Consider the following 20,197-nt stretch of genomic DNA (forward strand, 5'->3'; position numbering starts at 1 on the left):
GTCAGTTACACCACGCGCTGGGACACGATCTGGCCGGTCTTTTGCGTGCCATTGAGCCCCTCGTCCAACCCGGCCGCAATCCCTGCAGAATAGTCAGATTTCAAGTCCGATTGGAGGCTGCTGACACCAACCGGAACATAGCCGGCATTCCCCAATGGGAAGTCGGTCGCGCTGTAGGATTCCAGATCATATTTATAGTAGCGCCCACCGACAGTGACACTCCACTTGTCGGTAATGTCGTAACCAACCTCCCCAAAGATCGCGCTCTCTTCCAAGGTTGAATAGAACTTGGAGTAATATTCCAGATCCGCAGCCGGTGAGATGCCGAGATAGGACGAATAGCCGGGTGTGTATTCAGCGGAATAGTTCGCTTGGTCAAACTGGTTATAGAAGGCGCCAACGATCCAGTTGAAACGACTCTCAGTCGTGGACACGAGCCGGACTTCCTGGTTGATCCGGTCCTCCTTGCCTTTTTCATGCGTAAACGCGGTGAACGTCGGAAACAGCTCATAGCTGTATTCAAGGGAGATCAGTAGGTCGGTCTGGTCGCGCTGGCCATTGTCATCAAAGCGCGAATAACCGGTGGCCGATGTCAGTTCGGCAAAGCCGAGATCTGCGGTCACTTCCAGTGCGACCAGCTGGTTCGTAACTTCGTTTGGCTCTTCGACGCGCATGCCGGCTTCATATTTGCCAGCCGGCACCGTTGACCGGGCGCTCGAAATCTGACGGCCTTCGATATCGGCTTTCTGGTAATAATAGGTCAGCGTGCCATCAAGCCAGGAGACCGGTTCCCAGCGCGCCGCGACACGGCCCGACAGGACCTGCTCGCCGTCGGCATCCTTCACGCGCTTGAGGTTTGACCCGACATCTACCGGATCGCTGAAATCGGGGTCTGGCTCAGACACGCCAATCTCGCGCACAACAAAAGGATAGTCCGTAAAGCCGCTATTATCTTCGTAATCAACCGATGCGCGCACGGCGAAATTCGGCGCAATCACCTTGTTCACCGTGAAGCCGGTATCATAGCTGAGGTTTTCCGCCTCGAAATTCTGCGACAGCTCACCGCGCACGTTCAGCATGTCGCCGTCAAATTTCGGCTTGGCCGGGATGTAGCGGATGGCGCCGCCCAGCGTGCCTGCGCCGTAAAGTGTGCCCTGTGGCCCGAGCAGAACTTCGACCCGCTCCAGGTCATTCAGCTTCAGATCCACAAACAGCGGCACTTCGCCGATATAGGTCGCAACCGTACCGCCGCCGTCATTATTGCCGTCGCCGGAGCCAAGTCCGTCAGCATTAAGGCCCCGCACAATGATCGGGTTGCCCTGTCGGCCACCGCGATCGACGACGTTGATGCCCGGAACATAGGCAAGTACATCCGCCAGCTCGTCAAAGCCCTGTTCCTCGATTTGCGCCCCACCGACGGCTGCTATGTTCAGCGGCACGTCCTGCACGCTTTCAGCGCGGCGCGTTGCTGTCACGGTAATTGTCTGGGCGCGAAGCTCGGTGTCATCTGCAGCATCCTGTGCGTGTGCCGCTAATGCAGCACTCGCCACGAGGACAAAGGCACTTGTTGTCTTCAGAAGATTGGTTCTCATGGTGTTTCCCTTGTGATGTGTCGGGCCCGCCTCACACAGGAAGTCTTCGCAAGCGGCGTCGCATAGGCAAGAGACCTGTCCAGAGGACTTCTCTTTTGTCGGAACGCGCGTCAAAATGGGCAAAGCGGGCAGTTTCTGCCTCAAAAAGGGACACACCTGCTAAAGATGTTCGCATGATGACTTTCGGCAACACTCAGCTCCAGGAAGCTGCGGAGCGACTTGGCGCCAAGGACTACAAGTCGGCGCATGCGATCTGCATGGACGTGCTGCGCACGGACCCGGCCTCATCGCAGGCCTATTACCTGCTCGGCATCCTCACCGCAGACCATGCCAATCACGCCAAGGCCATCGAACTGTTCGAGCGCGCGCTCCAGTTCAACCCGGATCACGCCGCCGCCCTCGCCCAGATCGCGCGCAGTCATATCGCCCGCCTGAAACGCGAACCCGCCTTACAGGCAGCGCGGGCATCAGCCGCGCTCCAGCCAAAGGATGCCTTCACACTGGACACGCTCGGCGTCGTCTTCAGCCGCGCCGGCCTCCATGCCGAAGCCGCGCCCTTCTATGCCGCCGCAACCAGCGCCGCCCCCGGCATCGCGGACTATCACTACAATCACGGCGCCGCGCTGCAGTTTCTCGGCGACATGGACGCCGCCCGCGCAGCCTTCGAACGCTGCCTCGCAATCGATCCGCTCGAAACGCGCGCGCTCTCATCCATCGTCCAGATTACGCGGCAGACGGCAGATCATAACCGCCTCGCCGAACTGGAAGCGGCCTTCAACGCCACAAAAGACGACGCCGACCATGCCCTGCGCACCGGCCACGCGCTGGCCAAGGCCCACGAGGATATCGGCAACCCCGCCGAAGCACTCAACTGGCTCGCCCGCGCCAAGACAAAGAAGCGCGAGGTTATCCAGCATGACCCGGCTTTCGACACGGCCCTCTTCAATACCGCGCAATCAACCATCGGTGCACTCGCCAGCAAACCGGGATACGAAGACGCCGCCCCGATCTTCATCGTCGGCATGCCGCGCACCGGCACCACGCTGGTCGAGCGTATCCTCTCCAGCCACAGCGCGATCACATCGGCCGGCGAGCTCACGGATTTTGGCCTTTGCCTGAAGCGCCAGTCCGGTACGCGCTCAAACTATGTGCTCGATCCCGAAACACTAGAGGCTGCAGAAAACCTCGACCTCGCCGCGCTCGGCAAGGCCTATATGGACAGCGTGCGGACTACGCAGAACGTCTCCGGCCGCTTCATCGACAAGATGCCCCTCAACGCCTTCTACAGCGCCGTTATTCTCGCCGCGCTGCCAAATGCGCGCGTCATATGCCTGCGCCGGCACCCGGCAGACACGGTGCTCAGCAACTATCGCCAGATGTTTGCGACCAGCTTCTCCTATTACAATTATGCCTTCAGCCTTGAAGACACGGCGCGTTACTATGTCGGCTTCGACAAGATGATGAAGACGTTTGCCCGCGTCCTGCCGGCAGACCGCTTTTGCGAAGTCCACTACGAGCATGTCGTCGCTGATATCGAGACCGAGACCCGCCGCCTGCTGGACTTCTGCGGCCTGCCCTTTGAGGCCGCCTGCCTTGCCTTCCATGAAAACGCCGCGCCAGTGGCCACCGCAAGTTCCGCCCAGGTGCGCCAGCCGCTCTATACCGGGTCGCTTGCGCGCTGGAAGCGCTATGAGGCGGGCCTCGCCGACGCGCTCGACATACTTGTCGAAGCTGGCTGCATGACCTCGGGTGAACGCACGCTCTAATAGTCGCGCCAGCTCTGGCGCTTGCGCCATTTGCCGCTAGTCTTGATTCACAAACAAAAAACCCTGGGGGAAACCATGAAACATCGTCGTCTCGGCAAAAGCGGCATCTACGTCTCAGACATCTGCATGGGCACCATGACCTTTGGCTCGCAGACCGACGAGAAGGAAGCCTTCCGCATTCTCGATGAATGCTATGATGCGGGCATCAATTTCTATGACGCCGCCGAAAACTATCCCGTCCCGCCTGATCCCAAATGGGCCGGCCGCACTGAAGAGATTGTCGGGCGCTGGATGAAGACCAAGGACCGCGACAGCCTGATCATCGCCACCAAGGTCTCAGGGCCCTCGCATGGCTGGATCAAGTCGTCCCAGCGCGCCGGCATGACCGCCATGGACCGGCACAATATCACCCGCGCTGTCGAAGCCAGCCTTGCTCGCCTCGATACGGACTATATAGACCTCTACCAGACACACTGGCCCGACCATGGCACAGACTTCGACGAGACGATGGAAACCCTGGACGAACTGATCCGCGCCGGCCTCGTGCGGATCATCGGCAGCAGCAATGAAAATGCCTGGGGCACGATGAAAAGCATCGCGACCTCCGAACGTCTCGGGACGGCACGCTACCAGACCATCCAGAACAATTTCAGTCTCAACAATCGCCGCTTTGAGGACGAGCTGGCCAATATCTGCCGCAAGGAAGGTATCAGCCTGATCCCCTATTCGCCCATCGCGGGCGGAGTCCTTTCCGGCAAGTATAATGGCGGCGCGACGCCCGAAGGCGCGCGTTTCTCCAGCTATATCAACAAGGGCGGACGTCACACGCTCATGGCGCAGCGCTTCGTCAACGAAAAGTCGCTGTCAGCCACCGAACGCTATATGGCAATCGCCGAAGAGGCCGGCATGTCACCCGTCACGCTGGCAACGGCCTGGTCGAAACAGCATGACTTCGTTGCCTCCACCATTGTTGGCGTCAGCACCCTGGAGCAAGTCGCTCCAATCCTCGCCGCAGCCGACATGGTCCTCTCCGACGATGTCATGAAGGCCTGCGATCAGGTCTCGAAAGATATCCTCTACCCGATGGGCTGAGGGCTAAAAAAGAAACTCCCGGCCGCTTCTTGTGGCGACCGGGAGCTCGTCTTCTTGCCCACCAAAACTGTAATCAGTCGCTGCTCGGCGCCCCATTGGCCAGCACTTCGCGCCGGCCGGCATGGTTGGGCGCCGAAACGATGCCCTCTTCTTCCAATCGGTCGATCAGGCCCGCCGCCTTGTTATAACCAACCTTCAAGCGGCGCTGCAGATAGGACGTCGAGGCACGCTTGTCGCGAACGACAATGGCGATTGATTGCGCGAACAGGTCTTCGTCATCATCGCCCGTGGACGTACCAAGCATCGCGTCCATCACGGCCGATCCCGTCGAGCCATCTTCCGGCGCCTCAAGGATGTCCATCACATAGTCAGGCTCGCCCTGCTCTTTCAGCCAGTCGACCACGGCGCCCACTTCCTCATCCGAAACGAACGGGCCATGCAGGCGCTGCGATTTCTTGCCCGGCGCCTGATACAGGAGGTCGCCCATGCCGAGCAATTGCTCCGCACCCTGCTCGTTCAGGATGGTGCGCGAGTCGATCTTCGTCGTCACCATGTAGGAAATCCGTGTCGGGAAGTTCGCCTTGATTGTACCTGTAATAACGTCCACGGACGGACGCTGCGTCGCGGTGATCAGGTGGATGCCTGCTGCACGCGCCATCTGCGCAAGGCGCTGCACGCAGCCTTCGATTTCCTTGCCTGCAACCATCATCAGGTCCGCCATCTCGTCGATCACGACGACAATGTTCGGGATATGGTCAACCGGCAGCACTTCCGTCTCGTGGATCGGCTTGCCACGATCATCGTAGCCGGTCTGGACCTTGCGGACCATTTCCTCGCCCGAGGCCCGGTATTTGGCCGCCTTGTCATTGAAGCCAGCCAGGTTCCGCACGCCAGCTTTCGACATCAGCTCGTAACGGCCTTCCATCTCGCGCACGGTCCATTGCAGCGCGTTCACGGCCTTCTTCGGATCGGTCACAACCGGTGCCAGAAGGTGCGGGATGCCTTCATAGATCGAGAGTTCGAGCATTTTCGGGTCGATCATGATGAACCGGCACTGCTCCGGCGTGTGCCGGTAAAGCAGCGACAGGATCATCGCGTTGACGCCCACCGACTTACCCGAACCGGTCGTACCGGCGATCAGCAGGTGAGGCATCTTCGCGAGATCAACAACGGTCGGAATGCCGCCAATGTCTTCGCCCAGCGCCATGGGCAGGCTGGCCCGTGTCGCGGTATAAGGATCGGCCTGCAGCAGCGTGCGCAAGTAGACCGTATCACGGTCATCATTCGGAAGTTCGATACCAATCGCGTTCTTGCCCGGCACAACAGCCACACGCGCAGACACGGCGCTCATCGAGCGGGCAATGTCATCGGCCAGCGAAATCACGCGGGATGATTTCACGCCCGGTGCAGGCTCCATTTCGAAAAGCGTGATCACGGGGCCAGGACGCACTTCCTTGATCCGGCCGCGCACGCCGAACTCCTTCAGCACTTCGGAAAGCCGCGCCGCCTTGGCGATCAACGCTTCCTCGTCGACCGTATCGCCGCGCTCTTCAGGCATCTGAAGCAGGTCGATCGACGGCAGGCGCGTTGCCTTTGTGCGGCGCGACGACTTTGTCACTTTCGGTTTTGCAGAAGGCTTTGGCGCCGTCATGCGCGGGGCACGGATCGGCACTTCCTCGACCTCGTCGAGATCATCCTCGTCGAAGTCTTCTTCCTCGATATCCTCGTCGTAGATCTCCTCGAGATCTTCCTCGTCCTCGTCATAATCGACAGGCGTCTTCTTCGGTATGCGAAGGAAGCGGCGCGCTTCGCCGGAGAGTTCATCATCGCCCTTCACGACGCGGGCACGGTCATTGATGTCCTCAGGCCGGCGCTTCGGCTTCAGGAAACGGCCAAGCGAGGCAAGCAGGCCCACGGCGCCCTGTGCCCGGCGCGCAGCGCGCAGGCCGGATGAGGTCGCAGCCTCCTGTAGCAGATGCGCATCCCTGCGGCGGAAACCGAGAGCCGACAGGGCGGCCCAGATTGCCACAGCGCCGAGAACCAGACCCGCCCATGTGCCAGGTGATGGCAGGAGCAACGCCTTGAACGGCATTTGCGCATAATAGAAGAGCGCATCGCCCACGATACCGCCAAGCCCCGCGCTCAATGGCCAGGATTGCGGAACAGGCCATCCGGCGAAACAGGCCGCCGACAGCGGCACAAAGGCTGCGCCCAGCAGCCAGCGGCGCACGCTCGGCGCGCCGATCAACACGGCCCGCATCGCCCCACCAATCATCAGTGCCAGGCCGGCGGTCCAGCTCGACCAGCCAAACCCCTGGCGTGCAAAGTCCGCAAAGATCGCACCCGGTCCGCCAAACAGGTTCTGCACAGCTGCATCGGTCGCGGCATTCCAGCTCGGATCGCTCGGCACATAGGAACCCACGCTACCGCACACGAAGACGCCTGCACCGAAAGCCGCGGCACCCGTCAGGATCCGCCATACAGGATCGCTCAGGCTCGGGGCATCGTCGTCTGTATAGGCGTAGTCAGTCATGTGTGGGGGCAACTCCGCGTCTCGAGAAGGAAGCGCCCACTTTGCCGGGTCAGCCTTAACACCGCGCAAACATGGAATGTCGCAATTCTGTAGCTTGGTTAACGATTTGGGGGCGATTTTAGGATCCCGTTTACGCTCCCCGCGCGCCTCCATCGAAGGCATAAATCACCCCAAAACGGCGCTCTAACATGAATTTAATGCACGTAATCAGGGAACATGAGGCCCCTGCGGCCCGTTGGTTGCGCATAAGAAACGATCAAGGAGACGACCATGAAACGCCTACTCATCATTCCCGCCACAGTTGCCCTGTTAACAGGTCTGACGGCCACTGCGCAGGAGTCTAACGAAAACGCAGACGCCGTTAAGACTCCCGCCCCTGTCATGGCTGAGTCAAATGACCAAGCTTCGCTTGACGGCATGACCATTGAGCAGCTGAACGCGATGCAGCTTGAACGCTTGCAGACAGGCGCGACAACCACCGCAGACAATGAGTCCACATTTCAGGTGGCCGAGGCTTCCACCTCATCAGCCGACGCTGATACGTCGCCAATGGACATGAATGCCATGGCCGATAGCGAAGCAGACATGGCGGCCACCATGTCGACGGAAACCGTGACGCCTTACGCCGACACGGAAACGACCGAGATGGGCGGTCCAGACTACAAGTCTGAAGCTGACGCCTCGACACATGCTGACATGCCCGGCACGCTTGCACAGGTCGCCATGGACGATGCCCGCTTCACGACGCTGGTCTCGCTGGTCAAGCTGGCCGGTCTCGACGACACACTCACGAATTACGGTCCCTACACGCTTTTCGCGCCGACAAATGATGCGTTCGACAAGCTTGATCCGTCCGTTGTCGCCCACTTGACGTCCGAAGAAGGCAAGCCCGAGCTTGTGGCCCTCCTGAAAGGCCATTTGATCGACGGCAAGTATAAAGCTGCCGACATTGCCCAGGGCGAAACCGACCTGACGACGCTTGCCAGCACCACGATGGACATCGAACGCGCAGGCGACATGGTTACAGCTGACAACGTTGATGTTGTGGCGACCGACATCAAGGCCTCGAACGGTGTCATCCACGCCATCGATACGGTCATCATGGAACCAGCTGATGTCGATGCAACATCCACCGAAGAGATGAGCACCAGCGCCGACATGTAAGGCCAACAGGCCAAGTCCATAGACTGAAGCTGAAACGCAAACATCCCGCAGCACACGCTGCGGGATGTTTTCATTGCGGCAAAGAAAAACCCCGGCGAACGCATGGTCCGCCGGGGTCGATATTCCCTGGAAGGCCCCCTCAGCCCCGAGAGAATTCCGGATAGGCTTCGAGACCGATCTCTGCCTTGTCGAGACCCATTTCTTCGGCCTCGAGGCTGCAGCGAACGCCGATGGTGAACTTCAGGGCCAGCCAGACAACGGTCGAAGCCAGAACAACGAAGACACCCGTCAGACCAACACCGACAGCCTGGCCGAGGTAGGTCGCGCCGTCATTGGTAGCCGCAACGATCAGCGTGCCCCAGATGCCGCACACGAGGTGGACAGGGATGGCGCCGACAACGTCATCGATCTTGAACTTGTCGAGCAGCGGAACCGTCAGCACGGCGAGCACACCGCCCACACCACCGATCAGAACAGCCTGGCCCATGGTCGGGGTCAGCGGCTCAGCGGTGATCGACACAAGACCGGCAAGGGCGCCGTTGAACACCATGGTTGCATCGACCTTGCCTTTATAAAGGACAGCCGTTGTGACCATCGCGAACAGCGTGCCACCGACAGCGGCCATGTTCGTGTTGGCAAAGATCTGCGCGACCGAGTTGATGTCGGCCACAGTGCCGGCAGCAAGCTGCGAGGCACCGTTGAAGCCGAACCAGCCGAACCAAAGGATGAATGTACCAAGGGCAGCGAGCGGAATGTTCGAACCCGGCATCGGGTGAACGACATTGCCGATATATTTGCCGGTACGTGGACCGATGATGATAGCGCCGACAAGTGCTGCCCAGCCACCAACCGAGTGGACCAGTGTTGAACCGGCAAAGTCGGAGAATGACCAGACCGTATCAAGGTAACCGCCGCCCCATTCCCAGGACACGACGATTGGATAGATCACGGCGGTCAGGATTGCCGTGAAGATTAGGAAAGGCCAGATTTTGACGCGCTCGGCCACAGTGCCCGAAACGATTGAGGCAGCCGTTGCAACGAACACCATCTGGAAGAACCAGTCGGAAGCCGGCGCGTAGCCTGCTTCGCTCATCACGCTGAGGTCGCCGCCGGACCATGGTCCGGGCGTCACGCCGAGAAGACCATTCAGGATGGTCGTGCCCGGATAGGCCATGTTGTAGCCGACAACCCAGAACATCAGGCCGGCAACAGCATAAAGAAGTACGTTTTTGGTGGACTGCATGGCAGCGTTCTTCGACCGCACGAGGCCTGCTTCGAGCATGCAGAAGCCGGCCGCCATGAACATGACAATGATGCCGCCAATGAGGAACAGGTAGCTGTTGTCGACATAGGCGCTTGCGCTGCCGTTGACGGTTTCCTCAAGCGCCGCAAGCCGTGTTGCGACATCGTCCTCCTGGGCGTAGGCGAGGACCCCCGCCGTAAGCGCGACCGGCAGCAATGCCGCGCCGCGTATCCATCTTCCAATCGACTGACCCATCAGGCCCCTCCTTCGTCAATGACACTGGAGCTCGGGACCCCCCGCGCTCTCCCAAATGTGATATGATTAGGGCGTTGACTGAAAGTCGCTTGCCGCACGGGGGTCAGGCCGGATTCTGAGCTTGGGTGGTCAATTGATGTGCAGTGTTGCGGCCAATCGCCCAAAACTAGGTCATCGCTGGACGGCTTGGTTACTCCACCCTAACTAGGGAGCATGACTGAAATATCTGACTCCTCATCCCTGAAGGTTGAATTGGCCATTATCGGTGCCGGCCCTGTCGGAACATCGCTGGCCATTCTGGCTGCGCGTGCCGGATTTACCACACTACTGGTGGATGCACGCGATCCCGATGCCGCGCCGCCGCAGGACACACGGAATTTTGCCATTGTGCGCGGCAGCTGGCGCCTGCTCGGCGCGACGGGCGTCCATCAGGCGCTGGCCGGACAAACCGAGCCATTGCTGGGACTGGAAGCAACCGATGGCGGCCGTCATTGGTTCGGCGCGCCCTCTGTCCTGTTTGATACAGTGGACCTTCCCGAGGATGATCAGGGCGAACCGCTCGGTCAGATGGTCCCCGCTGCCGCCCTTCAGGCAGCGCTCGATACGGTTGCCGCGGATGAGCCAAACCTCACCTGGTGGCGCAACACCCGCTTTGCCGGTCTCACAACGGGCCCGGCCCATGCGCTCATCACCATGGAAGACGGACGCACTGTCCTTGCGGGCCTCGTGGCAGCCTGCGACGGCGTCAATTCCGGCGTTCGCAAGGCGCTCGGCATCACCACCGAGGGACGCGCCTACGGCAAGTCTGTTTTCGCGGCAGATGTTAAGCTTTCTCGCCCGCATGAAGGCCTTGCCCGGCAATTGTTCACGCCCGAAGGCCCCTTCGCCACCCTGCCGCTGCCCGGAAATCGTGCAAACCTCGCCTGGTACATGAAGACGGGTGCCGCTGAAGCCATGGCGAAACAGCCCGTGGACGCCATCGAAGCCGAACTGAATGCAAGGTTCTCGAACTTTGCGGGTCCGATGACCCTTGATGGTCCGCCCCTCGCCTATCCACTCCACCTCAAGTTGGCGACCAGACTTGTCGCTCAGCGCGGCGCGCTGCTGGGTGACGCTGCCCACCGGATCAATCCGCTGGCTGGCCAGGGCCTCAATCTCGGCTTCAAGGATGTCGGCGCCCTTATCGACGTGATGACCGAGTCCCGTTCGGTCGGTCTTGACCCGGGCTCAGACACATCACTTCAGCGCTACCAGCAATGGCGCCGCTTCGATGCGGCCACTGCCGCCATGTTCATGGATGTTGTCGACCGCGCCTTCTCGAACGATAACGCGATCCTGAAACCGCTGCGCGGGCTTGCGCTGACTGCGGCCAGCCGTATCGGGCCCATTCGCCGCGCGATGGCCCGTCAGGCCAGCGCCGACCAGCCATCCCTGCCCAGCCTGATGCGCTAGGCGCCGACGGTCAGCCGCCGCAGCAGGTCCCACGTATAAAGCCCACTCGAATGCCCATCGGAAAAGAAGATGCGCAATGCGTAGCGCCCGACGGGTTCGGCCCGCTCCACCTTGATATCGGCGGGTACGGGGGCCTGAACAGGTTTCGGTCCGGAGCCATGCCCCTGCACTTCGGCTGACGGGCTTTCCTCGCGCAGGCGCACATAGTCCACCGTGCCAGACGTGCCATCGTCAAAGGCGGCGCTGAGTTCGCCCGCACCACGCCGGAAAGTCAGCCGCACAGGCCATGCAGGCTGGCTCATGCCGCATCCCCGCCATGGTCGTCTGCATTCAGATCGCGCGCCTCATCCGCCAGCATGATCGGAATGCCGCCGCGGATCGGATAGGCAAGGCCCGCCTTCTTCGAGATCAGCTCTCCGGCGGCACGGTCATAGCTCAGCGGTTGACGCGAGACCGGACAGATCAGGATTTCCAGCAGGCGCGGATCGACGCCCGAGGCGCGTTCAGGATTGACCGGGGTCTCATCGCTCATGGCGCGTATCCTATTGCATCGTCCCGCCGGCATCGTTGCCGGGGACATCCATCTTCAGCAGCGTGATGAGCGTTTCAGCCCGCGCTTTCAAGGTCGGTGCTTCGATCAGCGCCTGTTTCTCCATCGTCGTGAAGGGGCAGCCAGAGCAAAGCGCATTCACCAGCGTCTCGATGGGCGCTTCTTCCACGGCCGACCAGTCCGCGTGCATCTGGTTGATCTCGACATAGGCGCGCAGGGCACCGAGCAATTTCTCGCGGCTTGGCAGCGATACGTTCGTCGCACTGACCAGATCGCCCGCAAACGGCTCCCAGTCCGGCGTCACCTGTCGATAGGGCGTCATCACGTCCAGTTCCTGCGCAATCGCAAAGCGGGCAATTCCCGTCAGCGTGATCAGGTAACGACCGTCATCCGTTTCTGAGTAGGAGGTTATCCGGCCCGCACACCCGACCATCGCAATGTCAGGCCGCGCCTTGTCCCCACCCATGGCCTGAACCATGCCGATCAGGCGGGTGCCCGACATCGCATCGTCCACCATGTTGAGATAGCGCGGCTCGAATATGTTCAGCGGCAGCGGCCAGCGTGGGAATAACAGCGCGCCCGGCAACGGAAACACCGCCAGCGTACCCGGCAGGTCGCTTGTCTTCCTGTAGTCACCAGCGCTCATCGGTCCAGGTTTTGACTCCATCATTCTCTACAAGATGGCCCGAAAGGCCGATCAGGCAAACATCAGCGATGCCAAACGCCGGCGACCTTCAACAGTTGCCGGGTCTGTCGGGCCCGCGGCCTCGAACACTTGCAGCAGCTTTTCCTTCGCCTTGCCGCCTTCCCAGTCGAGCTTCGCACCGAGAATGATCAACAGGTGATCGATCGCATCCTTGTAGCGCGTCGCGCCGGCAAATTTCTCCGCCAGCTCGAACCGTTTGGCATGATCGTTCGGCGCGGCAGTCACCGCTTCAAGCGCTTCGTCAAACTCGCCCGGCGCGGGTGCATCCTCCATCATCTCGATGGCCATCCGCACACCCTTCACGCCCGAATCATGCTTCTTCGACTCCGGTACCATGTCCAGCGTCGCCGAAGCGCGTTCCTTGTCGCCATTGGCGAGGTAGCAGCGCGCGAGGCCCGCGATCGCCGTCACATTCTCCGGGTCTTCCTGGATCACGCTGGCATAGATCTGCGCCGCCGTGCTGATATCGCCCGCCTGGCTTGCCGTTTCGGCCTGCGCCAGCGCTTCTGCAATCACCTGCGCGCTATCCGTGCCGCTCAGTAGTTTGTCGATGAAACCCTTCACCTGGCTTTCCGGCAACGCGCCCATGAACGCATCGACCGGGCGGCCCTTGTCAAAAGCATAGACCGCCGGGATAGACCGCACGCCAAGCTGGCCCGCATAGGCCGGGTTCTCGTCGATATTGATCTTCACCAGTTTGACCGCGCCCTTCTTGCCCTCGACGACGCGTTCGATCACCGGGCCAAGCTGTTTGCACGGCCCGCACCACGGCGCCCAGAAATCAACGATCACCGGCTGCGTGTTCGAGGCTTCGACCACGTCCGCCATGAAATCCTGGTCGGTGCTGTCCTTGGTATTGAGCGCGGCAATATCGGTCATCGCTTGGGTTCCTTTATATACCGGCCAAAGATGGGCCCCTGAGGCCGATTCCGCAAGCAGACACTGTGCGAAGTCCGGAACCGGGCCTACACACCCCGTGTTCATGCTGCGGTCGGTTTGGCCTGCATGGCCCGCCAGCATGAACAGGGCCCAACGAAAAGCGGCCGAAATACCTTTATCCCGCCCTGTTTAGGTGGGGTTCAGGCCCTTAAGTTTAAGCCCATGGTCATAAGGAGGCCGAAACGATGATGAACTTGTTGACAACCCTGGGCGCAATCACGGCGCTGGCCACTGCGCCGCTTGCCGTATCCCTGCAGGGCGCCGCCCCGGCTGCGCCGGCCATCGCCGCACCTGCCACAACCGGCGCCCTCTCGGCGGCCGAGCGCAGCGCCATCCTGAAAGAGGTTGCCAAGGCCCTCTCCGACGTGAAAACGGCCAAGGGCAAATTCGAACAGGTCGCGCCAGACTATTCCGAATCCACCGGCACATTCGCCATCTCGCGCCCCGGCAAGGTCCGCTTCGACTATAACGATCCAACACCGATCCTGATCGTCAGCGACGGCGCCACAGTCGCCATGCAGGACAGCGATCTGGAAACGACCGACCGCGTGCCGCTCAGCTCCACGCCCCTGTCCCTGCTCCTCGACGACAATCTCGACTTCGAACGTGAAGCCCAGGTGCTCGACGTGATCCGCACCAATGGCCGCATCGGTGTCACGCTGCGTGACCGCTCAGGCGAGATGGACGGCACGCTGACGCTTGTCATGTCGGACGTCACCAAGGAGCTGATCGGCTGGCGTACGGAAGATTCCGGCGGCAACATCACCTCGGTTCAATTGTCTGACGTGGAATATGGCAAGAAGCTCAATCCGCGCCTCTTCATCATGAAGGATTTCGAAGACGACTAGGCGCTTTCTGCAGCCATTAAAGCGGCTCGGATGACGTCGGGGCCGTCGCAAAAATTTCATGAACTAAAAAAAGCAAGTCTCTAACATTTATTTTACTTGAAAATATCTGAAGGAGTGACATCTTTGCAACTGTCGATGAAACGGAAATACCCCGCGCAGCACTTGACCCCCCGCTGTGAACCAATCCGCGACATCGCCGCCGGAATTCCCTTGCCGGCGAGACGTTAAGACCCGCGTCAGGCGCGCCCGAACTCCCCCGCGTTCGGGCGCGTTGACGTTTCAGGGATCAGTGCTAGGCAGATCCCATGTCAAAGCCTCTCAAGATCGTCAGCTGGAACATCAACTCGGTCCGCCTGCGCGCGCCGAATGTCGCTGAATTCGTTGCCGCCGAAGCGCCCGATGTCATCTGCCTGCAGGAGACCAAGTGCCAGGACGGCGAATTCCCGGAAAAGCAGTTCCGCGAAATGGGCCTGCCCCACCTCGTGCTGAACGGACAGAAAGGCGGCCATCACGGCGTCGCCATCGCCTCGCGCTTCCCGCTTGAGCGCGCTGACGTGCCGGACCTCTGCCGCCATGGCCATGCCCGCGCCATTGCCGCCCGGGTCAAAGGCATCGAAATCCACAATATCTACCTGCCCGCCGGCGGCGACGAGCCAGACCCGGTCAAGAACGACAAGTTCGCCCACAAGCTCGACTTCCTCGAAAAGCTCGGCCCCGGCTACAAGACACTGAAGAAGGCCCCGCGCATCCTCGTCGGCGACCTCAACGTCGCCCCGCACGAGAACGATGTCTGGTCGCACAAACAGCTCCTGAAAATCGTCTCGCACACGCCGGTCGAAACCGAGTCCCTCGAACATTCGCGCCAGACCGCCGGCTTTGCCGACATTGCCCGCATGGCGGTGCCTGACGAGCAGAAGCTTTATTCCTGGTGGAGCTATCGCGCCAAGGACTGGGCCGCCTCCAACAAGGGCCGCCGCCTCGACCATATCTGGGCTAACCCAGAGGCCCTGCCCGACACGAAAGTCGACACCTACCGCATCCACCTCGCCTGGCGCGGCGGCTGGAAACCCTCCGACCACGCCCCCATCAGCGTGAAGGTGAGCGTCTAGGCTTTCCCCAAGGGAAGAAGGAAGTCGCATCCCCGCCGACCCCTGCGAAGGCAGGGGTCAATGTACTGGCTTCTCCTCACAGCGCTTTGGTAAAGTCCGCTTCATGGATACCTGCCTCCACAGGCATCCCCGGCCCGAGAGCGAGATTCTCAAAGGGCCCAGGCTGAGCGCTTATTAACCCCCCCTCCCCCACGCCGCAGTCCCGGCGAAAGCCGGGACCTCAGGCAATTGAAGAAAGTTTTCACCCGCGAGAGACCCCGGCTTTCGCCGGGGATACGGACGAGATTTGCTCCACCTTATCCAACCCTAATCCCGCCCGGCCTATACTGGTCGCCATGACAAACCCGTCCGCCTTCGTCACCCATGGCATCGCCCAGGCGCAACGCGCCTTGGCGAGTGTTGCCGTGATAACGGAAGCGCACCTCAACCCCTCCACACTGAAGCGCACACTGGCTCAGCGCGCCCGGGCTGAATTGGCCCGCCTCGAAATCATCATCCGGCGCCTGCTCACGCTGATGGCGCTCGGACTCGTGCTGCCTCCGGTCCCTGTTCGGGCATCGTCCGGGCATCATTCGGGCACCGAGCGCGTTGAAACCAAGGCCTCGGGCCGCCTCACAGGCCTGTCGCCCCGCCTCCTGGGGCCAGACATGGACCGGGATGGGCTCGCCACAGCGGCGCGATCCTGCGGACCCGTTCAAGCTGCCCCGATCCTCGCCCGCCTCGCAGCGCTGCAGGAACTGCTCGCCGCCCCGGAAGCTCACGCCAGACGCCTCGCCCGCACGCTGGACCGCCAGCGCAAGGCCGGCGACGCTGCACCCATGGCACTTCCCATGCACTGCACCCACCGCATGCCGCCAGAGCTAGGCGCCATCGCAACCGCGCTGCCGGAACTCCTCCGCACCGCATTCAAAAGCTGGGAAAGCTCAGGCTGAATCCCCCGCATAATCAGACCAGTTTGCCGGGCATCGCAGGATGTTTCCGGTTAAGCGCGCACCCCTCTCCCTCTGGGAGAGGGGCCGGGGGTGAGGGGTCACAAAACGCAAAGCAAACACAAGCCCCTGCCGCAACGCCGCTGCCCCTCATCCCCAACCCTTCTCCCGAGGGAGAAGGGGGCAAGAAGCCCTAAGGCTGCAGCCGATAGCCGCCCGCGTCCGTCAGCAACAGGCGCGCATGGGCCGGGTCAGGCTCCACTTTCTGCCGCAGGCGGTAGATATGGGTTTCCAGCGTGTGTGTTGTCACGGCGGCATTATAGCCCCAGACTTCCGAGAGAAGCTCTTCGCGCGCAACCGACTTGCCGCCCGCGCGGTAGAGGTATTTCAGGATATTGGTTTCCTTCTCCGTCAGGCGCACCTTGCGGCCCTCGGCAGTCACCAGCAGCTTCATCGAGGGGCGGAAATCATAAGGCCCCACCTGGAAGGTCGCGTCTTCCGACTGTTCGAAACTGCGCAGATGCGCCCGCACCCGCGCCAGCAGCACGGAAAACTTGAACGGCTTGGTGACATAATCATTGGCCCCGGATTCGAGCCCCAGGATCGTATCGGCATCGCCATCCTGCCCTGTCAGCATGATGATCGGCGCGCGCACGCCCTTCTGTCGCATCACCTTGCAGGCCTCGCGGCCATCAAGGTCCGGCATGTCGACATCGAGCAAGATGAGGTCGAGCCGCTCGTTCACGGCCAGGTCGATCCCCTCGCGGGCATTAGCCGCCTGCAACGTCTCGAACCCGTCATGCAACTCAAATTGTTCCGCCAGCGCTTCGCGCAGGTCAGAATCATCATCGACAAGCAGGATTGTCTTTTTTGCAGACATTATGGCGCTCCATTCGCTCCAAATTCGTCTTGCACATATCCAAGACACGCAAGGATGTCATAAGAATGTGCCGGAAAGGCGATCACAACACAGGGAGATGCGCGTGAACAGCCACTTCATAGCCCGGTCAGATGGCAGTTTTTTCGGCATGGACATGTCCTGCCGCTGCGCGCTGGGTGTTGGCGGCGTCATTGGCGCCGACCTCAAGCGCGAAGGCGATGGCGCCTCCCCCATCGGCATCTGGCAGACGCGGCGCCTGTTCTACCGGCCAGATCGCACCCAGCCGCCCGAAACGCGCCTGCCCAAGGTGCCTCTCCGCGCCCATGACGGCTGGTGCGATGCGCCAGGCGATCCGCTCTATAACCGTCCCGTCGCCTTGCCCTATCCCGCCTCCGCGGAGAAACTCTGGCGCCCCGATCATGTCTACAATCTCATCGTCGAGCTTGGGTACAACGACGCGCCACCCGTCCCGGGTCATGGCAGCGCGATTTTCCTGCATCTTGCCCGCGAGGCCTACCAGCCGACCGAAGGCTGCATCGCGCTCGCCGAACCCGACCTGCGCAATGTCCTGCGCTTCCTCACACCGGACTCCGTCATCGAGATCGCGATCTAGCGCGCCCCGAAAAGCGCCGTCCCCACGCGCACATGCGTCGAGCCAAAGCTCGCGGCGACGGCATAATCACTGCTCATCCCCATCGAGAGGCCCGTCAGGCCATGGCGTTTGGCGAGCTTCGCCAGCAGCGCAAAATGCGGCCCGGCCGGTTCATCGACCGGCGGAATGCACATCAGGCCCTGCACATCGAGCCCGCATTCCTCTCGCGCACAGGCCAGCAGCGCTTCGAGATCATCCGGCAACACGCCTGCCTTCTGCGGCTCCTCGCCCGTGTTCACCTGAATGAACACCGGCACACGCCGATCAAGCTTGTCCATCGCCTTGGCAAGCGCCCGCGCCAGCTTCTCCCGGTCCAGCGTTTCGATCACATCGAACAGGGCGACCGCATCTTCTGACTTGTTGGTCTGCAGCGGCCCGATCAGGCGCAGCTCAAGATCCGGATATTTCGCGCGACGGTCCGCCCAATGGGCCTGCGCCTCCTGAACCTTGTTCTCGCCGAACACGCGCTGGCCAGCCGCCAGCATCGCCTCGAGCTTTTCGTCAGGCTGGGTTTTCGAAACGGCGACCAGCACCGGCGCGGGATGAGCCGCCGCCGAAAGCTCCGCCAGAATCTCGCTGCGCCGCTTGGCAAGTGTGAGGGAAACCGTATCAGTCATGCTGATGACGTTGAAACGCCAATCCTCGCCAAAGCGCAAGCTCATGACCGCTGCCCGCATTGCCGCAGCGCACCTGCCGGCCGGCTTGCCACCGGTCTTTTTCCTCACCGATCCGCAAAGAACACCCGACCCGGCCAGCATTGCGCGACACCTGCCTGAGGGCTGGGGCATCATCCATCGCCACTTCGGTGCTGCAGACGCGGCAGTCGGCGCCGCACAACTCGCAGACATCTCCCGCCAACGCCGCCTGCGCCTGCTCATCGCGGCTGATCCGCATCTGGCTCTTCAGGTCGGCGCCGATGGCGTGCACTGGCCGCACGCCCGTCTAAGCCAATCCCGCCAATGGAAGGACCGCATGGGCCTCATAACCGCCAGCGCTCATTCGCCCGCAGAGCTACGCGCCATTGCTGGCTTTCCGATCGATGCAGCCCTCGTCTCGGCAATCTTCCCGTCAGCCAGCCCCTCTGCTGGCAAGCCGCTCGGCGCCCCAGCGTTTCGCCGCCTTGCCCTGAGCGCGCCCTGCCCCGTCTATGCCCTTGGCGGCGTCACTGCAGGGAATGCCGCTGAGGTCGCGCCTTTCGCAGGGCTGGCAGCTGTCGATGGGCTCACGCTGTAAAGCACATCAGCCGCCTTCGGCCGGTGTGCCCAGTATGGCGATCATGAATCCGAGAACGGCGAGGCTGGCATAAAGCGCGGTCTTTCCCTTGTGGCCCAGCACCCGGTGGGCTGAAGCGGCCGCAATCGCCGACTGGACGCCATAATAGATCGCGAAGGCCCGTGACGCGTAGGAGATGATCTCGAACAGGTCGACCGTCCACGTAAACACAAGGGCAATCCCGACAAGGATCGCATAGGCTTGCCGCTCGCTGACCACTCCGCCCGTCAGCTCCGCCACCAGCCCGCCCGACCCGCTCGTATCCGCTATCGCCGCGCTGAACTGAGCGGTCAGGGCAGCCGCGACGAGCAGCAAAGGCAGGATCGGCGCGACGACTTTCATCATGTCGATGATTGCCGTCTCTTCGAGGTGAAGCTCATTGCCCTGAAACACATAGGCGACAAAGCCGATATAGATCATGTAGATGGCCGAGGAGACCACCTGCGCGAGCTTCATCGAGCGTATCCGTGTGACGTGATCGTAAGTGGCGCCAAGATAGCGCGATGTCTCAAAGCCCTGAACCGTCACGATCAAACCGAACGCCAGCGAGATCGCCGCCCAGCCAGATGATTTCGGCTCCAGAAAAACAAGCTTGTCCGCGCTCGCTTCCTTGCCGAAGAAGATGGCGAGGCCAACCAGCAGGCCGAGGATGATTGCCAGCTTCACGCTGACCGAGACCTGCTCCATCCGCTCGAGCGCGCGAAAGCCCTTGAACCAGCCAACTGCCAGGATCAGCACCAAGATCGCACTGGTCAGAATGCGGGCTGCGAATTGGGTGTCCCACGGGGTGAGACTGACCCCAAAGGCGCCGAACAGGTTCAGGTAATAGGCAACCGAAATCACGTAAGCTAGGGCAAGGGTCCACGAACCGCCCACTTCGAGCCGCGCCACGAACTTGTCCGGGTCTTCGTCATGCGCGCCGCGTAAGCGGATATTGTGCCGTATCGCCCCGCCAAACAGGTAGGCCCCGACACAGAGCGCCAGCATGACCAGCGGCGCATACTTTCCATATTGGAAATCTAGGATCGGCCCGAGAACCAGGAAGCCACTGCCGATGATCGACGCCAGCGGTGTCATGGTGGCGCGCCACAACTTCACATTCGCCACGCGTGGCCACAACAGGACAGCGCCCGCTATCAGCGTGACGACAAGGATCAAGCCACTCACAAACATGGCGCCACCGATTGTGATTCCCGATTGCGCGCCCGACCGAAT

19 protein-coding genes are annotated in these 20,197 nt (G+C 61.3%); 9 read left to right on the forward strand and 10 right to left on the reverse strand.

The window, feature by feature from the left end; translation table 11 throughout:
* Window positions 1–5: 5 nt before the first annotated feature.
* Window positions 6–1,592: a TonB-dependent receptor gene (locus HOC_RS10790; RefSeq protein ID WP_084146264.1), complete on the reverse strand. Its 1,587-nt coding sequence runs from the start codon at window positions 1,590–1,592 to the stop codon at window positions 6–8.
* A 173-nt stretch (window positions 1,593–1,765) separates the two neighbouring features.
* Between HOC_RS10790 and HOC_RS22180 the strand changes: the two genes are divergently transcribed.
* Together HOC_RS22180 and HOC_RS10800 are read left to right on the forward strand one after the other, a co-directional pair.
* Window positions 1,766–3,358: a tetratricopeptide repeat-containing sulfotransferase family protein gene (locus HOC_RS22180; protein WP_051624775.1), complete on the forward strand. Its 1,593-nt coding sequence runs from the start codon at window positions 1,766–1,768 to the stop codon at window positions 3,356–3,358.
* Between the two features lie 75 nt (window positions 3,359–3,433).
* Window positions 3,434–4,450, forward strand: coding sequence for an aldo/keto reductase (locus HOC_RS10800; protein ID WP_035538409.1), 1,017 nt, complete (start codon window positions 3,434–3,436; stop codon window positions 4,448–4,450).
* Window positions 4,451–4,523: 73 nt separating this feature from the next.
* Here HOC_RS10800 and HOC_RS10805 read toward each other — a convergent pair whose 3' ends face one another.
* A complete protein-coding gene (locus HOC_RS10805; RefSeq protein ID WP_035538411.1) occupies window positions 4,524–6,983 on the reverse strand; it encodes a DNA translocase FtsK in 2,460 nt (819 codons plus the stop codon).
* A gap of 270 nt (window positions 6,984–7,253) precedes the next feature.
* Between HOC_RS10805 and HOC_RS21235 the strand changes: the two genes are divergently transcribed.
* Entirely contained in the window at window positions 7,254–8,147 is an 894-nt protein-coding gene (locus HOC_RS21235; RefSeq protein ID WP_051624777.1) for a fasciclin domain-containing protein, read from the forward strand.
* Between the two features lie 139 nt (window positions 8,148–8,286).
* Here the strand turns inward: HOC_RS21235 and HOC_RS10815 are convergent, their stop codons facing one another.
* Complete coding sequence (locus HOC_RS10815) at window positions 8,287–9,645, reverse strand: ammonium transporter family protein (protein ID WP_035538413.1); 1,359 nt, start codon at window positions 9,643–9,645, stop codon at window positions 8,287–8,289.
* Window positions 9,646–9,858: 213 nt separating this feature from the next.
* Here HOC_RS10815 and HOC_RS10820 point away from each other — a divergent pair, with 213 nt between their 5' ends.
* Window positions 9,859–11,097 (forward strand): FAD-dependent monooxygenase, encoded by a 1,239-nt coding sequence (locus tag HOC_RS10820; protein WP_241766976.1) that lies wholly within the window; start codon window positions 9,859–9,861, stop codon window positions 11,095–11,097.
* On the opposite strand, the gene HOC_RS10825 is transcribed toward HOC_RS10820, so the two are convergent.
* The 4 genes from HOC_RS10825 to trxA are packed head-to-tail and all read right to left on the reverse strand — an operon-like array spanning window position 11,094 to window position 13,232.
* Entirely contained in the window at window positions 11,094–11,399 is a 306-nt protein-coding gene (locus HOC_RS10825; RefSeq protein ID WP_035538415.1) for a gamma-butyrobetaine hydroxylase family protein, read from the reverse strand. The genes HOC_RS10820 and HOC_RS10825 overlap by 4 nt on opposite strands.
* On the reverse strand, window positions 11,396–11,629 hold the full coding sequence (locus tag HOC_RS10830) for a Trm112 family protein (protein ID WP_035538418.1): 234 nt from the start codon (window positions 11,627–11,629) through the stop codon (window positions 11,396–11,398). Before HOC_RS10830 ends, HOC_RS10825 begins: the two co-directional genes overlap by 4 nt.
* 10 nt (window positions 11,630–11,639) lie before the next feature.
* Window positions 11,640–12,293 carry an LON peptidase substrate-binding domain-containing protein gene (locus tag HOC_RS10835; protein WP_035538419.1) on the reverse strand — a complete coding sequence of 218 codons (654 nt, stop codon included), beginning with the start codon at window positions 12,291–12,293 and terminating at the stop codon, window positions 11,640–11,642.
* A 51-nt stretch (window positions 12,294–12,344) separates the two neighbouring features.
* The gene (gene trxA / locus HOC_RS10840) at window positions 12,345–13,232 is read right to left on the reverse strand and encodes a thioredoxin (RefSeq protein ID WP_035538421.1); all 888 of its coding nucleotides are present in this window, start codon (window positions 13,230–13,232) and stop codon (window positions 12,345–12,347) included.
* Window positions 13,233–13,477: 245 nt separating this feature from the next.
* Here trxA and HOC_RS10845 point away from each other — a divergent pair, with 245 nt between their 5' ends.
* The 3 genes from HOC_RS10845 to HOC_RS10855 all read left to right on the forward strand — a co-directional run bounded on the left by HOC_RS10845 (window position 13,478) and on the right by HOC_RS10855 (window position 16,181).
* Window positions 13,478–14,140: a LolA family protein gene (locus HOC_RS10845; protein WP_035538422.1), complete on the forward strand. Its 663-nt coding sequence runs from the start codon at window positions 13,478–13,480 to the stop codon at window positions 14,138–14,140.
* A 305-nt stretch (window positions 14,141–14,445) separates the two neighbouring features.
* Window positions 14,446–15,249: an exodeoxyribonuclease III gene (locus tag HOC_RS10850; RefSeq protein WP_035538424.1), complete on the forward strand. Its 804-nt coding sequence runs from the start codon at window positions 14,446–14,448 to the stop codon at window positions 15,247–15,249.
* Between the two features lie 335 nt (window positions 15,250–15,584).
* The gene (locus HOC_RS10855; RefSeq protein ID WP_035538426.1) at window positions 15,585–16,181 is read left to right on the forward strand and encodes a hypothetical protein; all 597 of its coding nucleotides are present in this window, start codon (window positions 15,585–15,587) and stop codon (window positions 16,179–16,181) included.
* Window positions 16,182–16,371: 190 nt separating this feature from the next.
* Here the strand turns inward: HOC_RS10855 and HOC_RS10860 are convergent, their stop codons facing one another.
* Complete coding sequence (locus tag HOC_RS10860) at window positions 16,372–17,058, reverse strand: response regulator transcription factor (protein WP_035538430.1); 687 nt, start codon at window positions 17,056–17,058, stop codon at window positions 16,372–16,374.
* A 97-nt stretch (window positions 17,059–17,155) separates the two neighbouring features.
* Here HOC_RS10860 and HOC_RS10865 point away from each other — a divergent pair, with 97 nt between their 5' ends.
* Window positions 17,156–17,671, forward strand: coding sequence for a L,D-transpeptidase family protein (locus HOC_RS10865; RefSeq protein ID WP_035538433.1), 516 nt, complete (start codon window positions 17,156–17,158; stop codon window positions 17,669–17,671).
* On the opposite strand, the gene HOC_RS10870 is transcribed toward HOC_RS10865, so the two are convergent.
* Complete coding sequence (locus HOC_RS10870; RefSeq protein WP_035538586.1) at window positions 17,668–18,327, reverse strand: YggS family pyridoxal phosphate-dependent enzyme; 660 nt, start codon at window positions 18,325–18,327, stop codon at window positions 17,668–17,670. The genes HOC_RS10865 and HOC_RS10870 overlap by 4 nt on opposite strands.
* Between HOC_RS10870 and HOC_RS10875 the strand changes: the two genes are divergently transcribed.
* Window positions 18,326–18,943, forward strand: a complete 618-nt coding sequence (locus HOC_RS10875) for a thiamine phosphate synthase (RefSeq protein WP_084146267.1) — start codon at window positions 18,326–18,328, stop codon at window positions 18,941–18,943. The genes HOC_RS10870 and HOC_RS10875 overlap by 2 nt on opposite strands.
* A 6-nt stretch (window positions 18,944–18,949) precedes the next feature.
* On the opposite strand, the gene HOC_RS10880 is transcribed toward HOC_RS10875, so the two are convergent.
* Window positions 18,950–20,155, reverse strand: a complete 1,206-nt coding sequence (locus tag HOC_RS10880) for an APC family permease (protein WP_035538436.1) — start codon at window positions 20,153–20,155, stop codon at window positions 18,950–18,952.
* Window positions 20,156–20,197: the final 42 nt, after the last annotated feature.

It is taken from the genome of Hyphomonas oceanitis SCH89 (assembly GCF_000685295.1).
Taxonomy (GTDB): domain Bacteria; phylum Pseudomonadota; class Alphaproteobacteria; order Caulobacterales; family Hyphomonadaceae; genus Hyphomonas; species Hyphomonas oceanitis.